Source organism: Streptomyces sp. AM 4-1-1 (assembly GCF_029167625.1).
Lineage (GTDB): Bacteria > Actinomycetota > Actinomycetes > Streptomycetales > Streptomycetaceae > Streptomyces.
Map to the genome: position 1 here is coordinate 2,997,613 of NZ_CP119145.1, position 19,590 is coordinate 3,017,202.

16 protein-coding genes are annotated in these 19,590 nt (G+C 71.4%); 9 read left to right on the plus strand and 7 right to left on the minus strand.

The window, feature by feature from the left end:
* Positions 1 to 25 precede the first annotated feature (25 nt).
* Positions 26 to 1,366: a betaine/proline/choline family ABC transporter ATP-binding protein gene (locus PZB75_RS12735; protein WP_275535418.1), complete on the plus strand. Its 1,341-nt coding sequence runs from the start codon at positions 26 to 28 to the stop codon at positions 1,364 to 1,366.
* 284 nt (positions 1,367 to 1,650) lie between these two features.
* Here PZB75_RS12735 and PZB75_RS12740 read toward each other — a convergent pair whose 3' ends face one another.
* Positions 1,651 to 2,772 carry an alpha/beta hydrolase-fold protein gene (locus PZB75_RS12740; RefSeq protein WP_275535419.1) on the minus strand — a complete coding sequence of 374 codons (1,122 nt, stop codon included), beginning with the start codon at positions 2,770 to 2,772 and terminating at the stop codon, positions 1,651 to 1,653.
* A gap of 141 nt (positions 2,773 to 2,913) precedes the next feature.
* On the opposite strand from PZB75_RS12740, the gene PZB75_RS12745 reads away from it, so the two are divergent.
* The 6 genes from PZB75_RS12745 to PZB75_RS12770 all read left to right on the plus strand — a co-directional run bounded on the left by PZB75_RS12745 (position 2,914) and on the right by PZB75_RS12770 (position 8,180).
* Entirely contained in the window at positions 2,914 to 4,764 is a 1,851-nt protein-coding gene (locus PZB75_RS12745; protein ID WP_275535420.1) for a phosphatidylglycerol lysyltransferase domain-containing protein, read from the plus strand.
* 215 nt (positions 4,765 to 4,979) lie between these two features.
* Positions 4,980 to 5,840 carry a dihydropteroate synthase gene (gene folP, locus PZB75_RS12750; RefSeq protein ID WP_275535421.1) on the plus strand — a complete coding sequence of 287 codons (861 nt, stop codon included), beginning with the start codon at positions 4,980 to 4,982 and terminating at the stop codon, positions 5,838 to 5,840.
* The gene (locus PZB75_RS12755) at positions 5,837 to 6,310 is read left to right on the plus strand and encodes a nuclear transport factor 2 family protein (protein ID WP_275535422.1); all 474 of its coding nucleotides are present in this window, start codon (positions 5,837 to 5,839) and stop codon (positions 6,308 to 6,310) included. Before folP ends, PZB75_RS12755 begins: the two co-directional genes overlap by 4 nt.
* Positions 6,311 to 6,502: 192 nt before the next feature.
* Positions 6,503 to 6,862: a dihydroneopterin aldolase gene (gene folB, locus PZB75_RS12760; protein WP_275535423.1), complete on the plus strand. Its 360-nt coding sequence runs from the start codon at positions 6,503 to 6,505 to the stop codon at positions 6,860 to 6,862.
* Complete coding sequence (folK, locus tag PZB75_RS12765; RefSeq protein ID WP_275535424.1) at positions 6,859 to 7,470, plus strand: 2-amino-4-hydroxy-6-hydroxymethyldihydropteridine diphosphokinase; 612 nt, start codon at positions 6,859 to 6,861, stop codon at positions 7,468 to 7,470. The genes folB and folK overlap by 4 nt, the downstream gene beginning before the upstream one ends.
* A gap of 221 nt (positions 7,471 to 7,691) precedes the next feature.
* Positions 7,692 to 8,180 carry a DUF3180 domain-containing protein gene (locus PZB75_RS12770; RefSeq protein ID WP_275535425.1) on the plus strand — a complete coding sequence of 163 codons (489 nt, stop codon included), beginning with the start codon at positions 7,692 to 7,694 and terminating at the stop codon, positions 8,178 to 8,180.
* Positions 8,181 to 8,352: 172 nt separating this feature from the next.
* Here the strand turns inward: PZB75_RS12770 and folE are convergent, their stop codons facing one another.
* From folE to dacB, 6 genes are all read right to left on the minus strand, one after another.
* On the minus strand, positions 8,353 to 8,958 hold the full coding sequence (gene folE, locus PZB75_RS12775) for a GTP cyclohydrolase I FolE (protein WP_275535426.1): 606 nt from the start codon (positions 8,956 to 8,958) through the stop codon (positions 8,353 to 8,355).
* Positions 8,959 to 9,119: 161 nt separating this feature from the next.
* Complete coding sequence (ftsH, locus tag PZB75_RS12780) at positions 9,120 to 11,150, minus strand: ATP-dependent zinc metalloprotease FtsH (RefSeq protein WP_275535427.1); 2,031 nt, start codon at positions 11,148 to 11,150, stop codon at positions 9,120 to 9,122.
* A gap of 240 nt (positions 11,151 to 11,390) precedes the next feature.
* Positions 11,391 to 11,930: a hypoxanthine phosphoribosyltransferase gene (hpt, locus tag PZB75_RS12785; protein ID WP_275538685.1), complete on the minus strand. Its 540-nt coding sequence runs from the start codon at positions 11,928 to 11,930 to the stop codon at positions 11,391 to 11,393.
* A 100-nt stretch (positions 11,931 to 12,030) separates the two neighbouring features.
* Positions 12,031 to 13,134, minus strand: coding sequence for a tRNA lysidine(34) synthetase TilS (gene tilS / locus PZB75_RS12790; RefSeq protein ID WP_275535428.1), 1,104 nt, complete (start codon positions 13,132 to 13,134; stop codon positions 12,031 to 12,033).
* Positions 13,135 to 13,323: 189 nt separating this feature from the next.
* Positions 13,324 to 14,457: a zinc-dependent metalloprotease gene (locus tag PZB75_RS12795; RefSeq protein ID WP_275535429.1), complete on the minus strand. Its 1,134-nt coding sequence runs from the start codon at positions 14,455 to 14,457 to the stop codon at positions 13,324 to 13,326.
* Between the two features lie 49 nt (positions 14,458 to 14,506).
* Positions 14,507 to 15,940 (minus strand): D-alanyl-D-alanine carboxypeptidase/D-alanyl-D-alanine-endopeptidase, encoded by a 1,434-nt coding sequence (gene dacB, locus PZB75_RS12800; protein WP_275538686.1) that lies wholly within the window; start codon positions 15,938 to 15,940, stop codon positions 14,507 to 14,509.
* 156 nt (positions 15,941 to 16,096) lie between these two features.
* On the opposite strand from dacB, the gene PZB75_RS12805 reads away from it, so the two are divergent.
* Both PZB75_RS12805 and PZB75_RS12810 read left to right on the plus strand, forming a co-directional pair.
* Positions 16,097 to 16,591 (plus strand): inorganic diphosphatase, encoded by a 495-nt coding sequence (locus PZB75_RS12805; RefSeq protein ID WP_275535430.1) that lies wholly within the window; start codon positions 16,097 to 16,099, stop codon positions 16,589 to 16,591.
* A 188-nt stretch (positions 16,592 to 16,779) separates the two neighbouring features.
* Positions 16,780 to 18,501, plus strand: a complete 1,722-nt coding sequence (locus PZB75_RS12810) for a threonine/serine exporter family protein (RefSeq protein ID WP_275535431.1) — start codon at positions 16,780 to 16,782, stop codon at positions 18,499 to 18,501.
* Positions 18,502 to 19,590 lie beyond the last annotated feature (1,089 nt).

Sequence of the window (19,590 nt, forward strand, 5' to 3'; positions counted from 1 at the left end):
AGAACGCGCGACACAATGGGGAACCATGATCCGTTTCGAGCACGTCACCAAGCGGTACGCCGATGGCACCACCGCCGTCGACGACCTTTCCTTCGAGGTCGCCGAGGGTGAACTCGTCACGCTCGTCGGACCTTCGGGCTGCGGCAAGACCACCACCATGAAGATGGTGAACCGCCTGATCGAGCCCACCGAGGGACGCATATTCCTCGACGGGGACGACATATCGACCATCGACCCCGTGCGGTTGCGCCGCCGTATCGGCTATGTGATCCAGCAGGTCGGCCTCTTCCCGCACAGGACGGTGCTGGAGAACACCGCCACCGTCCCCCATCTCCTCGGCTGGAAACGGGGAAAGGGCCGCGAGCGCGCGGCGGAACTCCTCGATCTGGTCGGACTTGATCCCTCCGTTTATGGCGACCGCTATCCGGACCAGCTCTCCGGAGGTCAGCGGCAACGCGTCGGGGTGGCCCGCGCGCTGGCCGCCGATCCGCCCGTACTGCTGATGGACGAGCCTTTCGGCGCGGTCGACCCGGTCGTGCGCGAACACCTCCAGAACGAATTCCTGAAGCTTCAGGCGCAGGTCCGCAAGACCGTGCTGTTCGTCACGCACGACATCGAGGAGGCGGTCCGGCTCGGCGACCGGATCGCGGTGTACGGGCAGGGGGCCATCGAGCAGTTCGACTCCCCGGCCACCGTGCTCGGCGCTCCCGCAACGCCGTACGTCGCGGACTTCGTCGGCGCCGATCGTGGCTTGAAACGACTGTCCGTGACCCCCATCGAGGAGAGCGACCTCGACCAGCCACCGGTCGTCCACCTCGACGACACGCTCGCCGAGGCCACCGCTCGGCTGCGCGCGGAGGGCGCGCGCTGGGCCGTCGTCCTGGACCGCGAGGACCATCTGCACGGCTGGTTCCCGGCCGACCTCGACACCACAGCCTCCGGCTCCGGCTCCGGCTCCGGCTCCGGCTCCGGCTCCGGCTCCGGCTCCGGCTCCGGCTCCGGCTCCGGCTCCGGCTCCGGCTCCGGCTCCGGCTCCGGCTCCGGGGAGCGCACCGCACCCGTGAGATATTCCGGGCCGGAGAAGGACCTCCGGGGCACGACCGTCCGGGAGCACGCCCGCCGGATGGACGCCTGGCTTCCGGTCGGTGCCCCGCTGAAGCAGGCGTTCGCCACCATGCTCCAGCACGACGCGGGCTGGATCGCGGTGATCGACAAGGAGAGCGCGGGACGGTTCCTCGGCGTCCTCACCCCGGCCCGCCTCCACGAGGCGCTGCGCCGCTCGATCGACGCCGACGCCCAGGCCGTCCCCCGCGCCGAGGTCGCCGTCGAGACGGTGGAGACGGTGACCAGGACCGGCACACCCTGACAGCACACCCGACACCGGCCACTCCGGCCCGCACCAGCCACATCAGCCCCACCGACCCCACCAACCACACCGTCATAATGGACACCACCGGCCACACGGCCCCACTGCCACCGGCCCGCACCGCCACACCACCGGCCATCCAGTGGAGGCACGAGCACACCCCAACGACCCCACCCCCACCGGCGCACCCGTCCGCACCGACGCGTCCGGGCGCCGGGAGATCCCGACGCCCGGACCGGCTCACTTCCGGATCACCTTCAGCACGCCCTCAGCTCACCTTCGGATCACCTCTCGCTGAGCCTGCCGCTCATCCACTCCAGCGCCGGCGGGATCTCCCGGCGCCAGGTGTTGAAGTTGTGCCCACCGCTGTCGAGCACGATCGACGACACCAGCGACGGCGGCTTCACCTTGCCCATGAACTTCATCGTGCTCTTGTAGTTCCCCTCGCCCTGCCGGGACGTCGTCACCAGGAAGGACGACGCCTCCGGCTTCTTGTGGTCCAGGCCCCACAGCAGGTTGGAGCGGTTGCGCTCGTCCTGGTCGCCGTGGAAGAGGTCACCGGTCGTCGGGTCCTCGGCGGCCTTGTAGTACGCGGAGAGTCCGGCGCTCGCCGCGTACCGGTCCGGGTGGTACATGCCGACCTTCAGCGCGCAGTAGCCGCCGGTCGAGTTGCCGATGATGCCCCAGTTACGGGCCTTGACGCCGACCCGGTACGACTGCGAGATCGCCTGCGGCACGTCCTTCGCGAAGAACGTCTCGGTCTGCGGCCCGTCCTTGACGTCCACGCACTCGGTGTCCCTCGGCGGCGCCACCGTCGGACGCATCATGATCAGGATCATCGGCTGCGCCCGGCCCGCCTTCACCCGGGCGAGCGCCGTACGCGGGTACGCGAGCCCCTTGAACAGGTTCTCCGCGGTGCCCGGATAGCCGGTGAGCACGACGACGGCGGGAAACGTGCGTTTGGAGTACGCCGGCTGGAAGTACTCGGGCGGCAGGTACACGTACGCCGGGCTCTTGATCTTCGACTCCTGGCCGGAGATGACGACCTTGTCGATCCGGCCGCCCGCCGCGGGCCGCGAGCCGCCCGGCACGTCCGGCCGCTGGGTGCCGACCCGGACGATGTTCCGCGAGACGAGGGAGCCCGCCGCCCGGTCGGTGACGACGCCCAGTTCCTGCTTCTGCCCGAACAGGTCGGCCCAGGAGCCGTAGAAGAGGAACGAGTTGTTGGCCATCAGCCCGATCGAGACGAACAGTGCCAGCTGGGTCGCCAGCAACAGACCGATCCTGCCGAACACCGCGCGCACGCTACGGCGGGCCAGCCGGGGCCAGAGCCAGACCGTCGCGGCGAAGAACACGACGGCCAGCAGAACGGCCAGGGCCAGAACTTTGTGACTGGTGAGACCCATGAGTGGCAGTGAGCTTTCTTGTCAGGAATTTTCCGGGGAGCGGATGAACCCACATCCCGGAAGCCTCGTCCTAGAGGTCGCACATCGTCCGTCGGGCCTCCGCCGATGGACTCGGAATCTTTCGCGGAACCACGGGAAGCGATGTCTGTCACGCTAGATGGGGATAAATCAGGATCGGTTCCGACCCGGGTACGTCAGTTCGTACACGGTCCGCGAGCCGAATCCGTACCGAAGCTCGTCGGCGCCGCCTGCACGGCCGTCGGGCTGATCGACGTCGCCTCCGGGGTCTTCCCGCGCTTCCGGCACAGCCGGATGCACACGGTCGCCGAGGTGCTGCCGGGCGCGCTCGGCCCGTTCGCCGCCGCGCTCGCGATCAGCGCCGGCGTCCTCCTCCTGCTCCTGGCCCACGGCCTGAAGCGCAACAAGCGGCGGGCCTGGCGGGCCGCCGTCGTCCTGCTCCCGGCCGGTGCCGTCGCGCAGTTCGTCTACCGGCACTCCTTCGTCGGTGTCCTCGTCTCGCTGGTCCTGTGCGGGCTGCTGGTGCGTCACCGAAGCCAGTTCGAGGCGCTGCCCGACCCGCAGAGCCGCTGGCGGGCACTGGCCAACTTCGTGCTCCTGGGAGCCGGTTCCATCGGCCTCGGGCTCGTCGTGGTGAGCGTCCACCCCGGCCGGGTCGTCGGCAATCCCAGCATCGCGGACCGTCTCCAGCACGTGCTGTTCGGGCTGTTCGGCTTCGAGGGCCCGGTCGACTACGCCGGGGACACCTCCTGGACCGTGGGCTACTCGCTGGGCGCCCTCGGCCTGCTCACCGCCATCACCACCATCTATCTCGCGTTCCGCCCGGAGCACCCCGCCGCCCGGCTCACCGAGGACGACGAGCTGCGGCTGCGCGCGCTCCTCGACAAGCACGGCGCGCGTGACTCCCTCGGCCACTTCGCGCTCCGCCGCGACAAGGGCGTCGTCTTCTCGCCCAGCGGCAAGGCCGCCGTCTGCTACCGCGTCGTGTCCGGTGTGATGCTCGCCAGCGGCGACCCGATCGGTGACGTCGAGGCGTGGCCCGGCGCCATCGAACGCTTCATGGACGAGGCCAAGCTGCACTCCTGGACCCCCGCCGTGATGGGGTGCAGCGAGACCGGGGGCGAGGTATGGACCCGCGAGACCGGGCTCGGCGCGCTCGAACTCGGCGACGAGGCGGTGGTGGACGTCGCGGATTTCTCCCTGTCCGGCCGAGCGATGCGCAACGTACGCCAGATGGTCAAGCGCATCGAGCGCAACGGTTACGAGACCCGCGTACGACGTGCCCGTGACATCGGCGAGGCCGAGCTGGAACGCATCCGGCACGCAGCGGCCGACTGGCGCGGCACCGACACCGAGCGCGGTTTCTCCATGGCACTCGGCCGGATCGGCGACCCCGACGACGGGGACTGCGTCATCGCCACCGCGCACAAGACCGACCAGGACCCCCAGCAGACCGCCGACTCCCCGTACGGCGACCTGAAGGCGGTGCTCCACTTCGTGCCGTGGGGCAAGGACGGCATGTCCCTGGAGCTGATGCGCCGCGACCGTTCGGCCGACCCCGGCATGAACGAACTGCTGATCTGCGCCTCCCTCCAGGCATCGCCCCGGCTGGGCATCGAGCGGGTCTCGCTGAACTTCGCGATGTTCCGCTCGGCACTCGCCCGCGGCGAGAAGCTGGGCGCGGGACCGGTGCTGCGCGGCTGGCGCGGGCTGCTGATCTTCCTGTCGCGGTGGTTCCAGATCGAGTCGCTGTACAAGTTCAACGCCAAGTTCCGGCCACGCTGGGAACCCCGTTTCGTCGTCTTCCGCTCCAGCCGGGACCTGCCCCGCATCGGCTTCGCCGCCATGCAGGCGGAGGGCTTCGTGAACCTCTCGCTCCCCCGCCCCTTCGCCCGCCTCCTCCCGGCCCGCAGGCCCCGCCCCTGCGCCCACCCGAACCGGCAGGGCGCCGAGCACGAGGTCCGCGCGGCGTAACCGCCACGGGCCGCCGCCCGCACGCGCCGAGTTCCGGCCCCATCGGCGAGCGGCGAGCGGCGTCAGGCGGCTTCACGCCAGCTACGCACCCTCCGACGTCGCCGGAACATCCCCATACATCCGGTACGCGGACGTCCCTCCACCTCGCGGCTCACCGCATCCGACGCCGCCCGCTACTCCACCAGGGAGTACGGGACAGCCCTTAGGCTGGTCGTATGAGTACGTTGCGCGGACGTGGCACGGTGCGAGGGCTGCCGGAGTGGGACCGCTGTGCGGTCATGGGAGTCGTCAATGTGACCCCCGACTCCTTCTCCGACGGAGGCCGCTGGTTCGACACCACGGCCGCGATCAAGCGTGGTCTGGATCTGGCCGGTGAGGGCGCCGACCTGGTCGACGTGGGGGGCGAGTCGACCCGGCCGGGCGCCAGCCGGGTCGACGAGGCCGAGGAACTGCGGCGCGTGGTCCCGGTCGTGCGCGGTCTGGCCGCCGAGGGCGTCGTCGTCTCCGTGGACACCATGCGGGCCCGGGTCGCCGAACAGTCCGTCGCGGCCGGCGCGGCCCTCGTCAACGACGTCAGCGGCGGACTCGCCGACCCCGACATGATCCCGGTCGTCGCCGCCGCCGAGGTCCCGTTCGTCGTCATGCACTGGCGCGGCTTCAGCGAGTCCATGAACAGCAGGGCGGTGTACGAGGACGTGGTCGCCGAAGTCCTCGGCGAACTGCGCGCCCGCACGGACGCCGTCGTCGCCGGCGGTGTCGCCCCGGAACGCCTCGTGATCGACCCCGGCCTCGGCTTCGCCAAGAACGCCGGACACGACCTCGCCCTCGTCGCGCACCTCACCGAGCTGCGCGCGCTGGGCCGTCCGCTGCTCGTCGCCGCCTCCCGCAAGCGGTTCCTCGGCCACGTCCTGGCCGGCGAGGGCGCCGCCCCTCCGCCGGCCCGCGAACGCGACGCGGCCACCGCCGCGATCTCCGCGCTGGCCGCCGAGGCGGGCGCGTGGGCGGTACGGGTGCACGAGGTACGGGCCACGGCCGACGCCGTGCGCGTCGCCCGTGCCGTAGAGGGAGCCCGGTGAACGACACACCGGGAACCGCCGCCTCGGACGCCGAGGTGGTCGAGGCGGCGAACACCGCCTTCTACGACGCGCTGGAACACGGTGACCTCGACGCCCTCGGGGATCTCTGGCTGGACGACGACTCCCTCACCGTCTCCTGTGTGCACCCGGGCTGGCCGGTGCTCAGCGGGCGCGGCGAGGTGCTCCGCTCGTACGCGCTGATCATGGCGAACACCGAGTACATCCAGTTCTTCCTGACCGACGTCGAGGTCTCCCTCATCGACGACACCGCGCTGGTGACGTGCACCGAGAACATCCTGAGCGGCGGACCGGCCGAGGAGGGCAACGCCCTGGGGCCGCTCGTCGGCCAGCTCGTCGTCGCCACCAACGTGTTCCGCCGCACCCCGGACGGCTGGCGGCTCTGGTCGCACCACGGCTCCCCCGTACTCGCCGAGAGCGAGGAGGAGGAGGACGAGGAGACCCCGTCCTGACCGGGTGGGCCCCTGGCGGGGATTCGAATACGCGGCCGATGGGTAGGGGCGGTCACCGGCCCCGAGCGGGCTCTGTCCACGACCCCCTCGGGCAGGTCCTGTCGGTGGCCGCGGGTAGATTCGAAAGTGAGCACCCCGCCGCCCGCCCGCGGTGGGACGCCCCTCCGACCAACGACAGCAGGAGTGATTCGCGTGGATCGTGTCGCGCTGCGCGGCCTCAAGGCTCGCGGGTACCACGGCGTCTTCCCCCGGGAGCGGGCGGAGGGCCAGACGTTCATCGTGGACCTGGTTCTCGGCCTGGACACCCGCCCCGCGGCAGCCGCCGACGACCTGACGAAGACCGTGCACTACGGGGTGGTCGCCGAGGAGGTCGTCGACGTCGTGAGCGGTGACCCGGTCGACCTGATCGAAACCCTCGCGGAGCGCATCGCCCAGCAGTGCCTGAAACACGAAGGCGTCGAGGAGGTGGAGGTCGTCGTGCACAAGCCGGACGCCCCGATCACCGTCCCCTTCGACGATGTCACCGTCACCATCATCCGGAGCCGAGCATGACTGCATTTTCCACCGAGGGGCAGAGCGACCCGACCGTACAGCCGGTTCCCGCCTCCGTGGTCGAGCAGGTGGACGCCGCGGACATCACCCTCTCCAACCCGAAACGGGCCGTGCTCTCGCTGGGCTCCAACCTCGGCAACCGTCTGGAGACCCTCCAGGGCGCCGTCGACGCCCTGGAGGACACGCCGGGCCTCCGGGTCAAAGCGGTGTCCCCGGTGTACGAGACGGAGCCCTGGGGCGTCGACCCCGGCACCCAGCCGTCGTACTTCAACGCGGTCGTCGTCGTGAAGACGACCCTGCCCCCGTCGTCCCTGCTGGAGCGGGGCCAGGCGATCGAGGAGGCGTACGAACGCGTCCGCGAGGAGCGCTGGGGCGCGCGCACCATCGACGTCGACATCGTGGCGTACGCGGACGTCGTCTCGGACGATCCGGCGCTCACCCTCCCCCACCCCCGGGCCCACGAGCGCGCCTTCGTCCTCGCCCCGTGGCTGGACATCGAACCGGAGGCCCAGCTCCCGGGCGCCGGCGCGGTCGTGGAGCTGCTGGACCGGACCGGCCGGACCGGCATACAGCCGCGACCCGATCTGGAACTCTGCCTGCCCGACTGACGGCACCCGGTGATCCCCGGTGGATCACGGGACGGCCCGCAGTCGTTAGGCTCAGCGGACACAGCCAGAACGAACAACGATCACAGACGACCGGTCGGTGACCTCGGGTCACCCGGGACGGACGACAGGGCACGCACGCGACGGACCCGTACGCATGGACGGCCGTCGGCCTGCCCGGCCGATCCGCCCGCCACGACCGGCTGCGAAGGGCGGCTCGCGCGGTGAGGCAACTACGGCTCGGAGTACTGGCCGGGCTCTTTACCGTGGCCGGCGTGCTGTCGTGGGGCGGAGCCCGCGTCTGGAGCGCCTACGGGACACTGCCGAGCGTCCCGCTCGCCGCCCCCGTCGTGCTCGCCGTGATCGCCGTGGTGCTGCTCGCGACCGCCCTCTCGATCCGCTCCCGGCTGCGCGCCCAGCGTGAGCGCCGACCCGGCGCCAAGGGCGTCGAACCACTGATGGCGGCCCGCGCCGTGGTCTTCGGCCAGGCCAGCGCCCTGGTCGTCTCGCTGATCTCGGGGATGTACGGCGGTACGGGCGTCCACCTGCTCGGCTCCCTCGACATCCCGGCCCGCCGCGACCAGGCGATCCACGCCGGTTTCGCGGTCCTCGCGGGCATCGGGGTGATCGCGGCGGCCCTCTTCCTGGAGCGGATCTGCAAGCTCCCGGACGACGACGATGACGAGAACAAGGGCGGCGCGTCCCCCGCGTGACACCCGGCCGTCCGGCCACCCGGCCGTCCGGCCCCCGGCCCCCGGCCACCCGGCCCTCGGGCCCCCGGCGTCCGGCCCGCGCCCCCTACCCACCCGCCGTCAGACCACCCGGCCCCCGCCCCCGGAGCCGCCTCGCCGCCAGGTCACCGGGCGGGCACCGCACACCCGCCGGTCAGCGCGCCATGATCAGGCTCATGGCCTCGGCGCGCGTCGCCGGGTCCCGGAGCTGGCCGCGGACGGCGGACGTGAGCGTCTTCGCACCGGGCTTGCGGATACCGCGCATCGACATGCACATGTGCTCGCACTCGATGACGACGATCACCCCGCGCGGCTCCAGTATCCCCATCAGGGACTCGGCGATCTGCGTCGTGAGGCGTTCCTGCACCTGCGGACGCCGGGCGTAGACGTCCACCAGTCTGGCCAGCTTCGACAGCCCGGTGATCTTGCCGGTGGCGGCCGGGATGTAGCCCACGTGCGCCACACCCCTGAACGGCACCAGATGGTGCTCACAGGTCGAGAACACCTCGATGTCCTTCACCAGCACCATCTCGTCGTGACCGAGGTCGAACGTCGTCGTCAGCACGTCCTCCGGCCGCTGGTACAGGCCCGCGAATATCTCCTTGTACGCCCGCGCCACCCGGGCGGGCGTCTCCCGCAGACCCTCACGGTCAGGGTCCTCCCCGACGGCGATCAGCAGCTCCCGCACCGCGGACTCGGCCCGCTTCTCGTCGAACTCACCGATCGAGCCCTGGCCGTCCAGTGTCACCGGGTCGGTCATCGTTGTGCCTCGTTCCTTGCTGTCATCCGCGCGAGGGTTGCGCGGAGAGGATCGCGCAGACATACGAAAGCCGCGCCCCCACAGGCTAAAACCTGGGGAACGCGGCTTCCATTCCGGCCCCGGACCGGCATCCCTGGAGGGAGGCAGGGCCGGGAGTCCGGTCAACTCTCCGGGCGGTCCTCAGGGATCGACTCCGTGGCCGACGGAGCGTCCGTCGGTGCCGAACCGTTCGCGGAGGTGGTGGCGCCGTTGGTGAGGGCCAGCTCCCGGGGGGAGAGCACCGGCGGCCGCGTCGACGGAGTGCGTCGTGCGGAACCGGTCCACGCCGGCCGGGCCGGGCGCTTCACGATCGGCGCGAAGATCTCGGCGATCTCCGCCTTGCCGAGCGTCTCGCGCTCCAGCAGCTGGAGGACCAGGGCGTCGAGGACGTCGCGGTTCTCGACCAGGATCTCCCAGGCCTCGTTGTGCGCGGTCTCGATGAGCTTCTTGACCTCTTCGTCGACGAGCGCGGCGACCTCTTCCGAGTAGTCGCGCTGGTGCGACATCTCCCGGCCCACGAAGGGCTCGGTGTTGTCGCCGCCGAACTTGATCGCGCCCAGCCGTTCCGTCATGCCGTACTGCGTGACCATCGCGCGGGCCGTGGTGGTGGCCTTCTCGATGTCGTTCGCCGCGCCGGTGGTCGGATCGTGGAAGACCAGTTCCTCCGCCGCGCGCCCGCCCAGCATGTAAGCCAGCTGGTCGAGCATTTCGTTGCGCGTGGTGGAGTACTTGTCCTCCTCCGGCAGCACCATCGTGTATCCGAGGGCACGGCCGCGGGACAGGATCGTGATCTTGTGCACCGGGTCGGAGTTGGGTGAGGCCGCCGCGACCAGGGCGTGTCCGCCCTCGTGGTACGCGGTGATCTTCTTCTCCTTGTCGGACATGATCCGGGTCCGCTTCTGCGGGCCCGCCACGACACGGTCGATCGCCTCGTCCAGCATCTCGTTGTCGATCAGCTTCAGATTGCCGCGCGCCGTGAGGAGCGCCGCTTCGTTCAGCACGTTCGCGAGATCGGCACCGGTGAAGCCGGGGGTGCGCCGGGCGACCGCGCCGAGGTCGACGCCCTCGGCGATCGGCTTGCCCTTCTGGTGCACCTTGAGGATTTCGAGGCGGCCCTGCATGTCGGGACGGTCGACCGCGATCTGCCGGTCGAAGCGGCCCGGACGCAGCAGCGCGGGGTCGAGGATGTCCGGCCGGTTCGTGGCGGCGATCAGGATGACCCCGCCCTTCACGTCGAAGCCGTCCATCTCGACGAGCAGCTGGTTCAGCGTCTGCTCGCGCTCGTCGTGACCGCCGCCGAGACCCGCGCCGCGGTGTCGGCCGACGGCGTCGATCTCGTCGACGAAGACGATCGCCGGGGCGTTCGCCTTGGCCTGCTCGAAGAGGTCACGGACCCGGGAGGCACCGACACCGACGAACATCTCGACGAAGTCGGAGCCGGAGATCGAGTAGAACGGCACGCCGGCCTCACCCGCGACGGCGCGGGCCAGCAGTGTCTTGCCCGTACCGGGCGGCCCGTACAGCAGGACGCCCTTGGGGATCTTCGCGCCGACGGCCTGGAACTTCGCCGGCTCCTGGAGGAACTCCTTGATCTCATGGAGCTCTTCGACGGCCTCGTCCGACCCCGCCACATCGGCGAAGGTCGTCTTGGGGGTGTCCTTGGTGATCAGCTTGGCCTTGGACTTGCCGAACTGCATCACCTTCGATCCGCCGCCCTGCATCTGGTTCATCAGAAACAGGAAGACGAGCACGATCAGGACGAAGGGCAGCAGCGACAGGAGGATCGAGATGAACGGGCTCTGCTTCGACGGCGAGACGGTGTAACCCTTCTCGATGTCACCGCTCTCCAGCTTCTTCTGCAGCGTGTTCGCGAGCTGTACGCCCTGGTCACCGATGTAGCTCGCCTGGAACTTGCGGCCCGACTCGCCGTCGAGCTTCTGACCGTCCTTCAGCTCGATCTTGAGAATCTGTTCGTCACCGGTGGTCAGCTTGGCCTGCTCCACCTGGTTCTTGCTGATCGCCTGGATCACCTTGCCGGTGTCCACCGTCTTGTAGCCGCCCGACGAGCCGACGACCTGGATCAACACGACCACGGCGAGGACGGCCAGCACGATCCACATGACCGGCCCACGGAAGTATCGCTTCACGTCCATCCATACGGAGCGAAGACGCCCCGTCCCTCCTGCCCGTAGGTAAATGCTGCTGTGAGAAAAGACTGTTCTTCGGACGGTACCCCAGCATTGTCACCCGCGACCGCATGGGACGTCCGACAAACCCGCCTTCCAAGCCTCCAACGGCGGGAAAGCGGTGAGGGTTCCCAGCGAAACGGGTGGGATCGCCGGGAACGCCGGATTCCCGGGCTCCGGTCCCCCGGGCCCCGGGGCCGCGGCGGGTCAGCCGCCGTAGACGTGCGGGGCGAGGGTGCCGACGAAGGGGAGGTTGCGGTACTTCTCCGAGTAGTCCAGCCCGTAACCGACGACGAACTCGTTGGGGATGTCGAAGCCGATCCACTTCACGTCGATCGCGACCTTCGCGGCGTCCGGCTTGCGCAGCAGGGTGCAGACCTCCAGGGAGGCCGGCTCGCGCGAGCCGAGGTTCGACAGCAGCCAGGACAGGGTCAGACCGGAGTCGATGATGTCCTCGACGATCAGGACGTGCTTGCCCTTGATGTCGGTGTCCAGGTCCTTGAGGATTCGGACCACACCGGAGGACTGGGTGCCCGCCCCGTAGGACGACACGGCCATCCAGTCCATCGTGACGGGGGTGGACAGCGCGCGCGCCAGGTCCGCCATCACCATGACCGCGCCCTTGAGGACGCCGACGATGAGCAGGTCCTTGCCCGCGTACTCCGCGTCGATCTCCGCGGCCAGCTCGACGAGCTTCGCGTCGATCTCTTCCTTGGTGAGGAGCACCGACCGAAGGTCGGTGCCCATGTCCTTCTCGTTCACCCGCGTCTCTTTCCTTGCCCGCCGGGCCGGGGACCCGCCCCGGTCCGGCGCGGCTGTCTCGCCTGCACGTCAGCCGCTTGCGCTTTCAGCTCTGCCGGATCACCAGTCTGCCACCCTGCCGTCGGGCCTCGACCCGGCCGGGCAGGTTGATGGCTCCCTGGCCGCGCCAGTCGGTGAGCAGGCGGTCGACCTCCTCGATGTGCCGGGCGAAGAGCGAACCGGCCGGGGCGCCGGTGTGGATGACGGCCCGGCGCAGCACGCGGCGGCGCACGGCGGGCGGCAGTCCGGCGAGCTTGGAGCAGTCCAGCTGGCCCGCCTCGTCGCGGGCCGACCGGTCGGCGTCGGCGGCCCAGGAGTCCAGGGCGTCGGCGTCGTCGCGGGAGAGGTGCGCGGTACGGGCGAGGGCTTCGACGACGCCCTTGCCGAGGGCCTTCTCCAGGGCGGGCAGTCCTTCGTGACGGAGCCGGGACCTGGTGTAGGCGGGGTCGATGTTGTGCGGGTCGTCCCAGACGGGCAGCGACTGGACCAGACACGCCTTGCGGGCGGTCTGCCGGTCGAGCTGGAGGAAGGGGCGACGGTAGCGGTCGGCGGGGCCCGACCTGGCCGCCATGCCGGAGAGGGAGCGGATGCCGGAACCCCGGGCGAGGCCGAGGAGCACGGTCTCGGCCTGGTCGTCGCGGGTGTGGCCGAGGAGGACGGCGCTGGCGCCGTGGCGTTCCGCCGCCGCGTCCAGGGCGGCGTAGCGGGCGTCCCGGGCGGCGGCCTCGGGGCCGCCTTCGCGGCCGACGCGCACGGCGACGGCTTCGACCGGGTCGAGCCGCATGGCCGTCAGTCGGCCGACGACTTCGGCCGCGCGGGTCCCGGAGCCGGCCTGGAGGCCGTGGTCGACGGTGACGCCGCCCGCCCTGACGGGGAGTTTGCGCGCCTCGAAGGCGAGGGCGGAGGCGAGGGCCATGGAATCGGCGCCGCCGGAGCATGCGACGAGCACCAGCGGGGTATCGGGGCGTTCGAGGAGCGCGGCGCGTTCGTGGGAGGCCGCGCGGGGTCGGCCCGCGCCCGCTTCGGCGAGTTCGGAGTACGCGTCCGGTTCGGGACGCGCGGCGGAGTAGGCGGCGTGCTGGGCGAGTACGTCGTGGAGTACGCGGCGGACCGCCAGGCGTATCGCCGCGACCGCAGGATGAGGACCCATGTCCGGTGCCCTTCGTGAAGTTTTCTGGGGGGATGCCTCGGAGAGCGGGACGGGAGAGCCCCGTCACTCAGAGTGCGTCGATGGTGACAGAACCAAGTCGTCCGTCGAGCATTGCACGCCAACCCATGCCCCTACGGTCCCTCGGATGGGTGATTGAGAGGCATTCCTCGGACACCTGCCAGGGCGTGCTCAGGCGTCCCCCTTGCGGTGCACCCGCGCGATCCAATCCGCCGGTTTGGCGATCTCCGCCTTGGTCGGAAGTGTGTTCGGCGAGGTCCATACCCGGTTGAACCCGTCCATACCGACCTCGTCGGCCACGGCGCGCACGAAACGTTCGCCGTCCCGGTACTGCCGCAGCTTGGCGTCGAGGCCGAGGAGCTTGCGCAGCGCCTGGTCGAGGCGGCCCGCGCCGCGCGCCCGGCGCTGCTGGAACTTCTCGCGGATCTCGCCGACGGACGGCACGACCTCCGGCCCCACACCGTCCATCACATAGTCGGCGTGGCCTTCGAGCAGGGACATCACCGCGGTGAGGCGGCCCAGGATCTCGCGCTGGGCGGGGGACTGGACGACCTCCACGAGGCTGTGACCGCCGTCCTCGCCGTCCTCGCCCTCGGGACGGCTGCCGCCCGCGAAACTCTGGGCGGCCTCCCGGAGGCGTTCCAGGAAGGTCATCGGATCGACGTCGGTCTCGTCGAGGAACGACTGGATTTCGCCCTGGAGGTGGTCGCGCAGCCACGGGACCCCGGTGAACTGGGTGCGGTGGGTCTCCTCGTGGAGGGCGACCCAGAGCCTGAAGTCGTGCGGGTCCACGTCGAGTTCCCGCTCGACGTGAACGATGTTCGGGGCGACCAGCAGCAGCCTGCCCCCGGCGGCGGAGCCCGGCAGCTCCCGCCCGGCCGGGGCGAACGTCTCGTACTGCCCGAGAATCCGGGAGGCGAGGAACGACAGCAGCATGCCCAGCTCGACACCGGTCACCTTGCCGCCGACCGCGCCGAGCACCGCCCCGCCGGGACCGCCGCCACGGCGTTCGCCCATCTTGTCCAGGAGCGGGCGGAGCAGTTCCTGGAAGCCCTCGACATTGGCCTTGATCCAGCCGACCCGGTCGACGATCAGGACAGGGGTGTCCTCCGGTGAGTCACCCTCGGGGATCATCCGGGTGAACGAACGGACGTGTTCCTCCGAGGCCCTGGCATGCCGTCGCAGCTCCGCGACGACGGCGCGGGCCTCCTCGCGGCTGATGTCGGGCCCCGGCCGCACAAGTCGGGTCGCGGTCGCAACCGCGAGCTTCCAGTCGACCATCTGGGCACCACCGACGCTCGTCATGCGTCAACCGTACGTGCTCGGGCCCGGCGGCGGTGAGGTGTCGCCCGGCTCATCGGGCGGCAGTGGTCAGCGCGGTGGCGAGTCGGTCCAGGTCGGACTGGGCCTCACCCGCGGAGGTCGTGCCGGACGCCATGAACGCGAAGGCGAGCAGTCGGCCGTGCGCGTCGACGACCGTCCCGGCGAGGGTGTTCACGCCCGTGAGGGTGCCGGTCTTGGCCCGGATCAGTCCCGTACCGCTGGAACCTCCGGTGTAGCGGTCGCTGAGGGTGCCGCTGAAACCGGCGACGGGCAGACCGGTGAGGACGGGGCGCAGCTCGGGGTGGGCCGGGTCGGCGGCGCGGGTGAGGAGGGCGGTGAGGAGCCCGGCCGTCACCTTGTCGCGGCGGTCGAGCCCGCTGCCGTCGGCGAACCGGGTACCGGCCGTGGGCAGGCCCAGCGCCTTCAGGCGGGCGGTGACGGCCCGTCCGGCGCCGTCGAAGTCGGCGCGCTCACCGGCCGCGAGGGCGGTCTGCCGGGCCAGGGCCTCGGCGATGTCGTTGTCGCTGTTGGTCAGGGCCCGCTCGACGAGGGCGGAGAGCGGCGCGGACAGATGCTCGGCCACCTGGGTGGAGCGCGCGGCGGGGCGGCCGGGGGCGGGGGTGCCCGTGGTGCGGACGCCCGCGTCGGCGAGCAGGTCCGCGAAGGCGCGGGCGGCGTCGCCCGCCGGGTCGTCGGTGCGCGGGGCGGGGCCCGAGTCGGTCCTGTCGAGGCGGCCCTCGTCGATCATCAGGGCACCGACCGGGGCGATGTTCTCGTTCGGTCCGATCGGGTGCCGGGCGGGGCCGTCGTAGCGGGAGGCGTCGTACGTCAGCCGGACGGCGGTCACACCCTTGGGCCGCAGGGCGCGCGCCGCGCCGGCGGCGAGGGCGCGCAGGGCGGCCCGGTCGAGGGTGGGGTCGCCGCCGCCGACCAGGGTGAGGGTGCGGGAGTCCGGGGACGCGTGGACCGTGGTGGCGATGCGGTGCTCGGGGCCGAGGGCCGAGAGCGCGGCCACCGTGGTCGCGATCTTCACCGTGGAGGCGGGCGTCATCGGGGTGCCCGCGCCCTTCTCGTACAACTGGACCCCGGTGGCCGTGTCGACGACGGCGGCGGTGCGCAGGGTGCCCAGTCCTCCGGCCTTCAGCAGCGGGGTGAGGGTGCGGCGCAGCCGGCCGGGGGTGTCGGCGGCGTCCGGCGCCCCGAGGCCGGTGGTGCGGGTCAGCGGGGCGAGGACGGCGGGTGCGCTGGGGGCGGGGCGGGGGCCCGCGAGCACGGTACGTCCGTGATGTACGCCACCTGTGTGGTCATGGGCGACCGCCCAGTCCCGCTCGGCCTTACGCTGACCGGAGTCCCAGGGGCCGGCGGCGAGGGCGGCGCCGGCCGCGAGTACCAGACCGAGCACCGCGGAGCCGGTCACGAGCTGCCAGTGCCCCGGCCCGTACGCCCGGTTCGACCCGTTCCACATGTTTTTCAACGGCTTGATCGACGGTCTCTTCACCGGCTCGGCCACCGTTGACCAGCCCCTTTCGCGAGCACACATCTGCGTGGGGGACACTTAACCACCAGTCGCAGGGCCGTTCCCATCGAGGCGGTCCGAGTGTTGATCATGGAGGAACCACCCGTGGAGTTCGACGTCACCATCGAGATCCCGAAGGGTTCGCGGAACAAGTACGAGGTGGACCACGAGACCGGCCGGATTCGTCTGGACCGTCGCCTCTTCACCTCGACCAGCTACCCGGCGGACTACGGCTTCGTCGAGAACACCCTCGGCGAGGACGGCGACCCGCTGGACGCGCTGGTCATCCTGGACGAGCCGACCTTCCCCGGCTGCCTCATCAAGTGCCGCGCCATCGGCATGTTCCGCATGACGGACGAGGCGGGTGGCGACGACAAGCTGCTGTGCGTGCCGGCCTCCGACCCCCGGGTGGAGCACCTGCGCGACATCCACCACGTCTCGGAGTTCGACCGCCTGGAGATCCAGCACTTCTTCGAGGTCTACAAGGACCTGGAGCCCGGCAAGTCCGTCGAGGGCGCCGACTGGGTCGGCCGCACCGAGGCGGAGGCCGAGATCGAGGCCTCCTACAAGCGTCTTGAGGCGCAGGGCGGCTCGCACTGACACGCCGACGCGCCGACCCCGTCGCCGGGGTCCCCCGGAAGCACTGATTCCGGGGATCGCGGAACGGCCGGGAAACGGGCGGTACACCTCTACGGGTGTGCCGCCCGTTCCGTGTGCGTGCCCATGTCCGCGGCCATACTGGGCAGGCGCGCAACCGAGAACGCGCAGCCGACGAGGAACGAGGGCCAGTGGTGGCGGAAGAGGGCGGCCCCGAGGGCCAGAAGCCCCAGTCCGACGAAGCGCGGAGCGCTTTCGTACCACCGGCCGGGACGGAACGTTCCGGGCATCAGCCCGACGGCGAACACCCCACGTCGGAGTTCGCCGTCCCCTCCGGCTTCGGCGCGGACCCGTCCGGCACGGGCGCGAGTGGGGGCGCGGGCGACGGTTCCGGTGGTACGGGGCCGGGGTCCGGCTCCGACACGGGCGGCTCGGCGTTCGTACCGCCCCGGTCGTACCACGCCCAGCAGCACCAGCCGCCCGCGTTCACCCCCGCGCAGGGCATTCCGATGATCCGGCTGACCAAGGAGGCCCCTTGGCAGGACCGGATGCGCACGATGCTGCGGATGCCGGTCACCGAGCGGCCCGCGCCGGACATCGTGCAGCGGACCGACGACGCGGGCCCGGCGGTGCCGAGGGTGCTCGACCTGACGCTGCGCATCGGGGAACTGCTGCTGGCCGGCGGGGAGGGCGCGGAGGACGTCGAGGCGGCGATGTTCGCCGTGACCCGTTCGTACGGTCTCGACCGGTCGGAGCCGACGGTCACGTTCACCCTGCTGTCGATCTCGCACCAGCCGTCGCTGGTCGACGATCCGGTGACGGCCAGCCGGACCGTGCGTCGCCGGGGCACCGACTACACCCGGTTGGCCGCCGTCTTCCGGCTGATCGACGACATCACCGCCGAGGACGCCGAGGTGTCCCTGGAGGACGCCTACGGGCGGCTCGCCGAGATCCGCCGCAACCGGCATCCGTACCCCGGCTGGGTACTGACGCTGGCCAGCGGCGGGCTGGCCGGGGCGGCGTCCGTGCTGGTCGGCGGCAAGCTGCTGGTCTTCGTGGTGGCGGCGGTCGGCGCGATGCTCGGGGACCGGCTCGCCTGGATGTGCGCGGGGCGCGGGCTGCCGGAGTTCTACCAGTTCGTGGCCGCGGCGATGCCGCCCGCCGCGATGGGGGTGGCGCTGACGCTGACGCATCTGACGGACGTCCGCCCGTCCGCGGTCATCACGGGTGGACTGTTCGCCCTGCTGCCGGGGCGGGCCCTGGTGGCCGGCGTCCAGGACGGGCTGACCGGCTACTACATCACGGCGGGTGCCCGGCTCCTGGAGGTCATGTACTTCTTCATCGGCATCGTGGCCGGGGTGCTGCTGATCCTCTATCTGGGGGTCCAGCTGGGGGCGCAGCTCAACCCGGAGGCGAGGTTCGTCGTCGTCGACCGGCCGGTGTGGCAGATCCTCGCGGCGATGCTGCTGACGCTGGCGTTCGCCGTCCTGCTCCAGCAGGAGCGGAGCACGGTGCTGGCGGTCACCCTCAACGGCGGTGTGGCCTGGGTGGTCTTCGGGGCGATGGCCCGGACCGGTGGCATCTCACCGGTGGCGTCCACGGCGGTCGCGGCCGGTCTGGTCGGGCTGTTCGGGCAGCTGTTCTCGCGGTACCGGTACACGTCGTCGCTGCCGTTCATCACGGCGGCGATCGGTCCGCTGCTGCCCGGTTCGGCGACGTACTTCGGTCTGCTGGGCGTGGCGCAGAACGACCTGGTCGCGGGGCTCACCTCCCTGTCGACGGCGGTCGCCACGGCGCTGGCCATCGCGATCGGGGTGAACCTGGGGAGCGAGATCTCCCGGCTGTTCATGCGGGTGCCGGGGGCGGTCGGCGGGGCGAACCGCCGTGCGGCGAAGCGGACCAGGGGCTTCTGAGGACCGCCTCCGAAGAGGCTTCCGAAGGGGGGCGGTACGCGAACCGCCCCCGGGACGGATACGGATACCGGGGGCGGGCTGCGGGTGTCCCGGTGGGGTACGGGGTGGTGCGGGTCAGCGCCTGGCGTGCCGTCCGCCGCGCTGGCCGGGGGGTTGATCGTCATCGGGCCCCGGCCCTTGGTTCTGGTTCTGGCTCTGGTTCTGGCCGTACGCGGGTCCCTGGTCGGGTGACGGCGGCCGGGGCGGCTGGGGCAGGGGCGGCTGCGGCTGGTCGTAACCGGGAGCCGGGGCGGGGGCGGGCTCGTAACGCGGGCCGTGGTTCCCGCCCTGCCCGTAGTGGGGGTCCGGGTTCCGGCCCAGGTCCTGGACCTGCCCGTGTCCGGCTCCCGGCTGTCCCTGCCCGTAACCGGGCGGGTTGGGGCGCTGTCCCTGCCCGTAACCGGGCGGGGTGGGGTGCTGCTGGTGTCCGTGACCGGGCTGCCGCGCCTGCCCCGGCGCGGGCTGCTGCTGCGGACGGCCGGGGCCCTGGGCGTAGGGCGGGCGCCCCTGTCCGGGGCCTCCCTGCGGATACCCGGGACCGGGACCCTGAGGAAACCCGGGACCGGGACCCTGCGGGTACCCGGCGCCCTGCGGGTACGCGGCTCCCTGCGCCTGACCGGGCTGCGGCGGACGGCCGGGGCCACCCTGAACACCGCGGTCGGGTCCCTGACCCGGGCCGCGGCCGTAGCCCTGACCCGCGCCCGGTACGGGCCCCTGGCCCACGCCGGACCCGTATCCCGGCCCGTAGGCGGCGCCTTGCCCCGGCCCCCGCTGCGGGGCCTGCCCCGGCTGCGGTCGGTGGCCCGGCGTCTGTCCGTACCCCCGCTCCTGCCCCGGCTGCGGGCGGTGGCCCGGCGTCTGTCCGTACCCCCGCTCCTGGCCCGGCGTCTGCCCGTACCCCTGCTCCTGGCCCGCGTCCTGCCCGTGACCGGACCCATGACCGGACGCGTAACCGGGCCCGTATCCAGCCCCCGCTCCCTGGTTCTGCCCGTAGCCGGCACCGGAACCGGCACCCGGGCCCGCGCCCCGTCCCCGGTCGAAGCCCTGCCC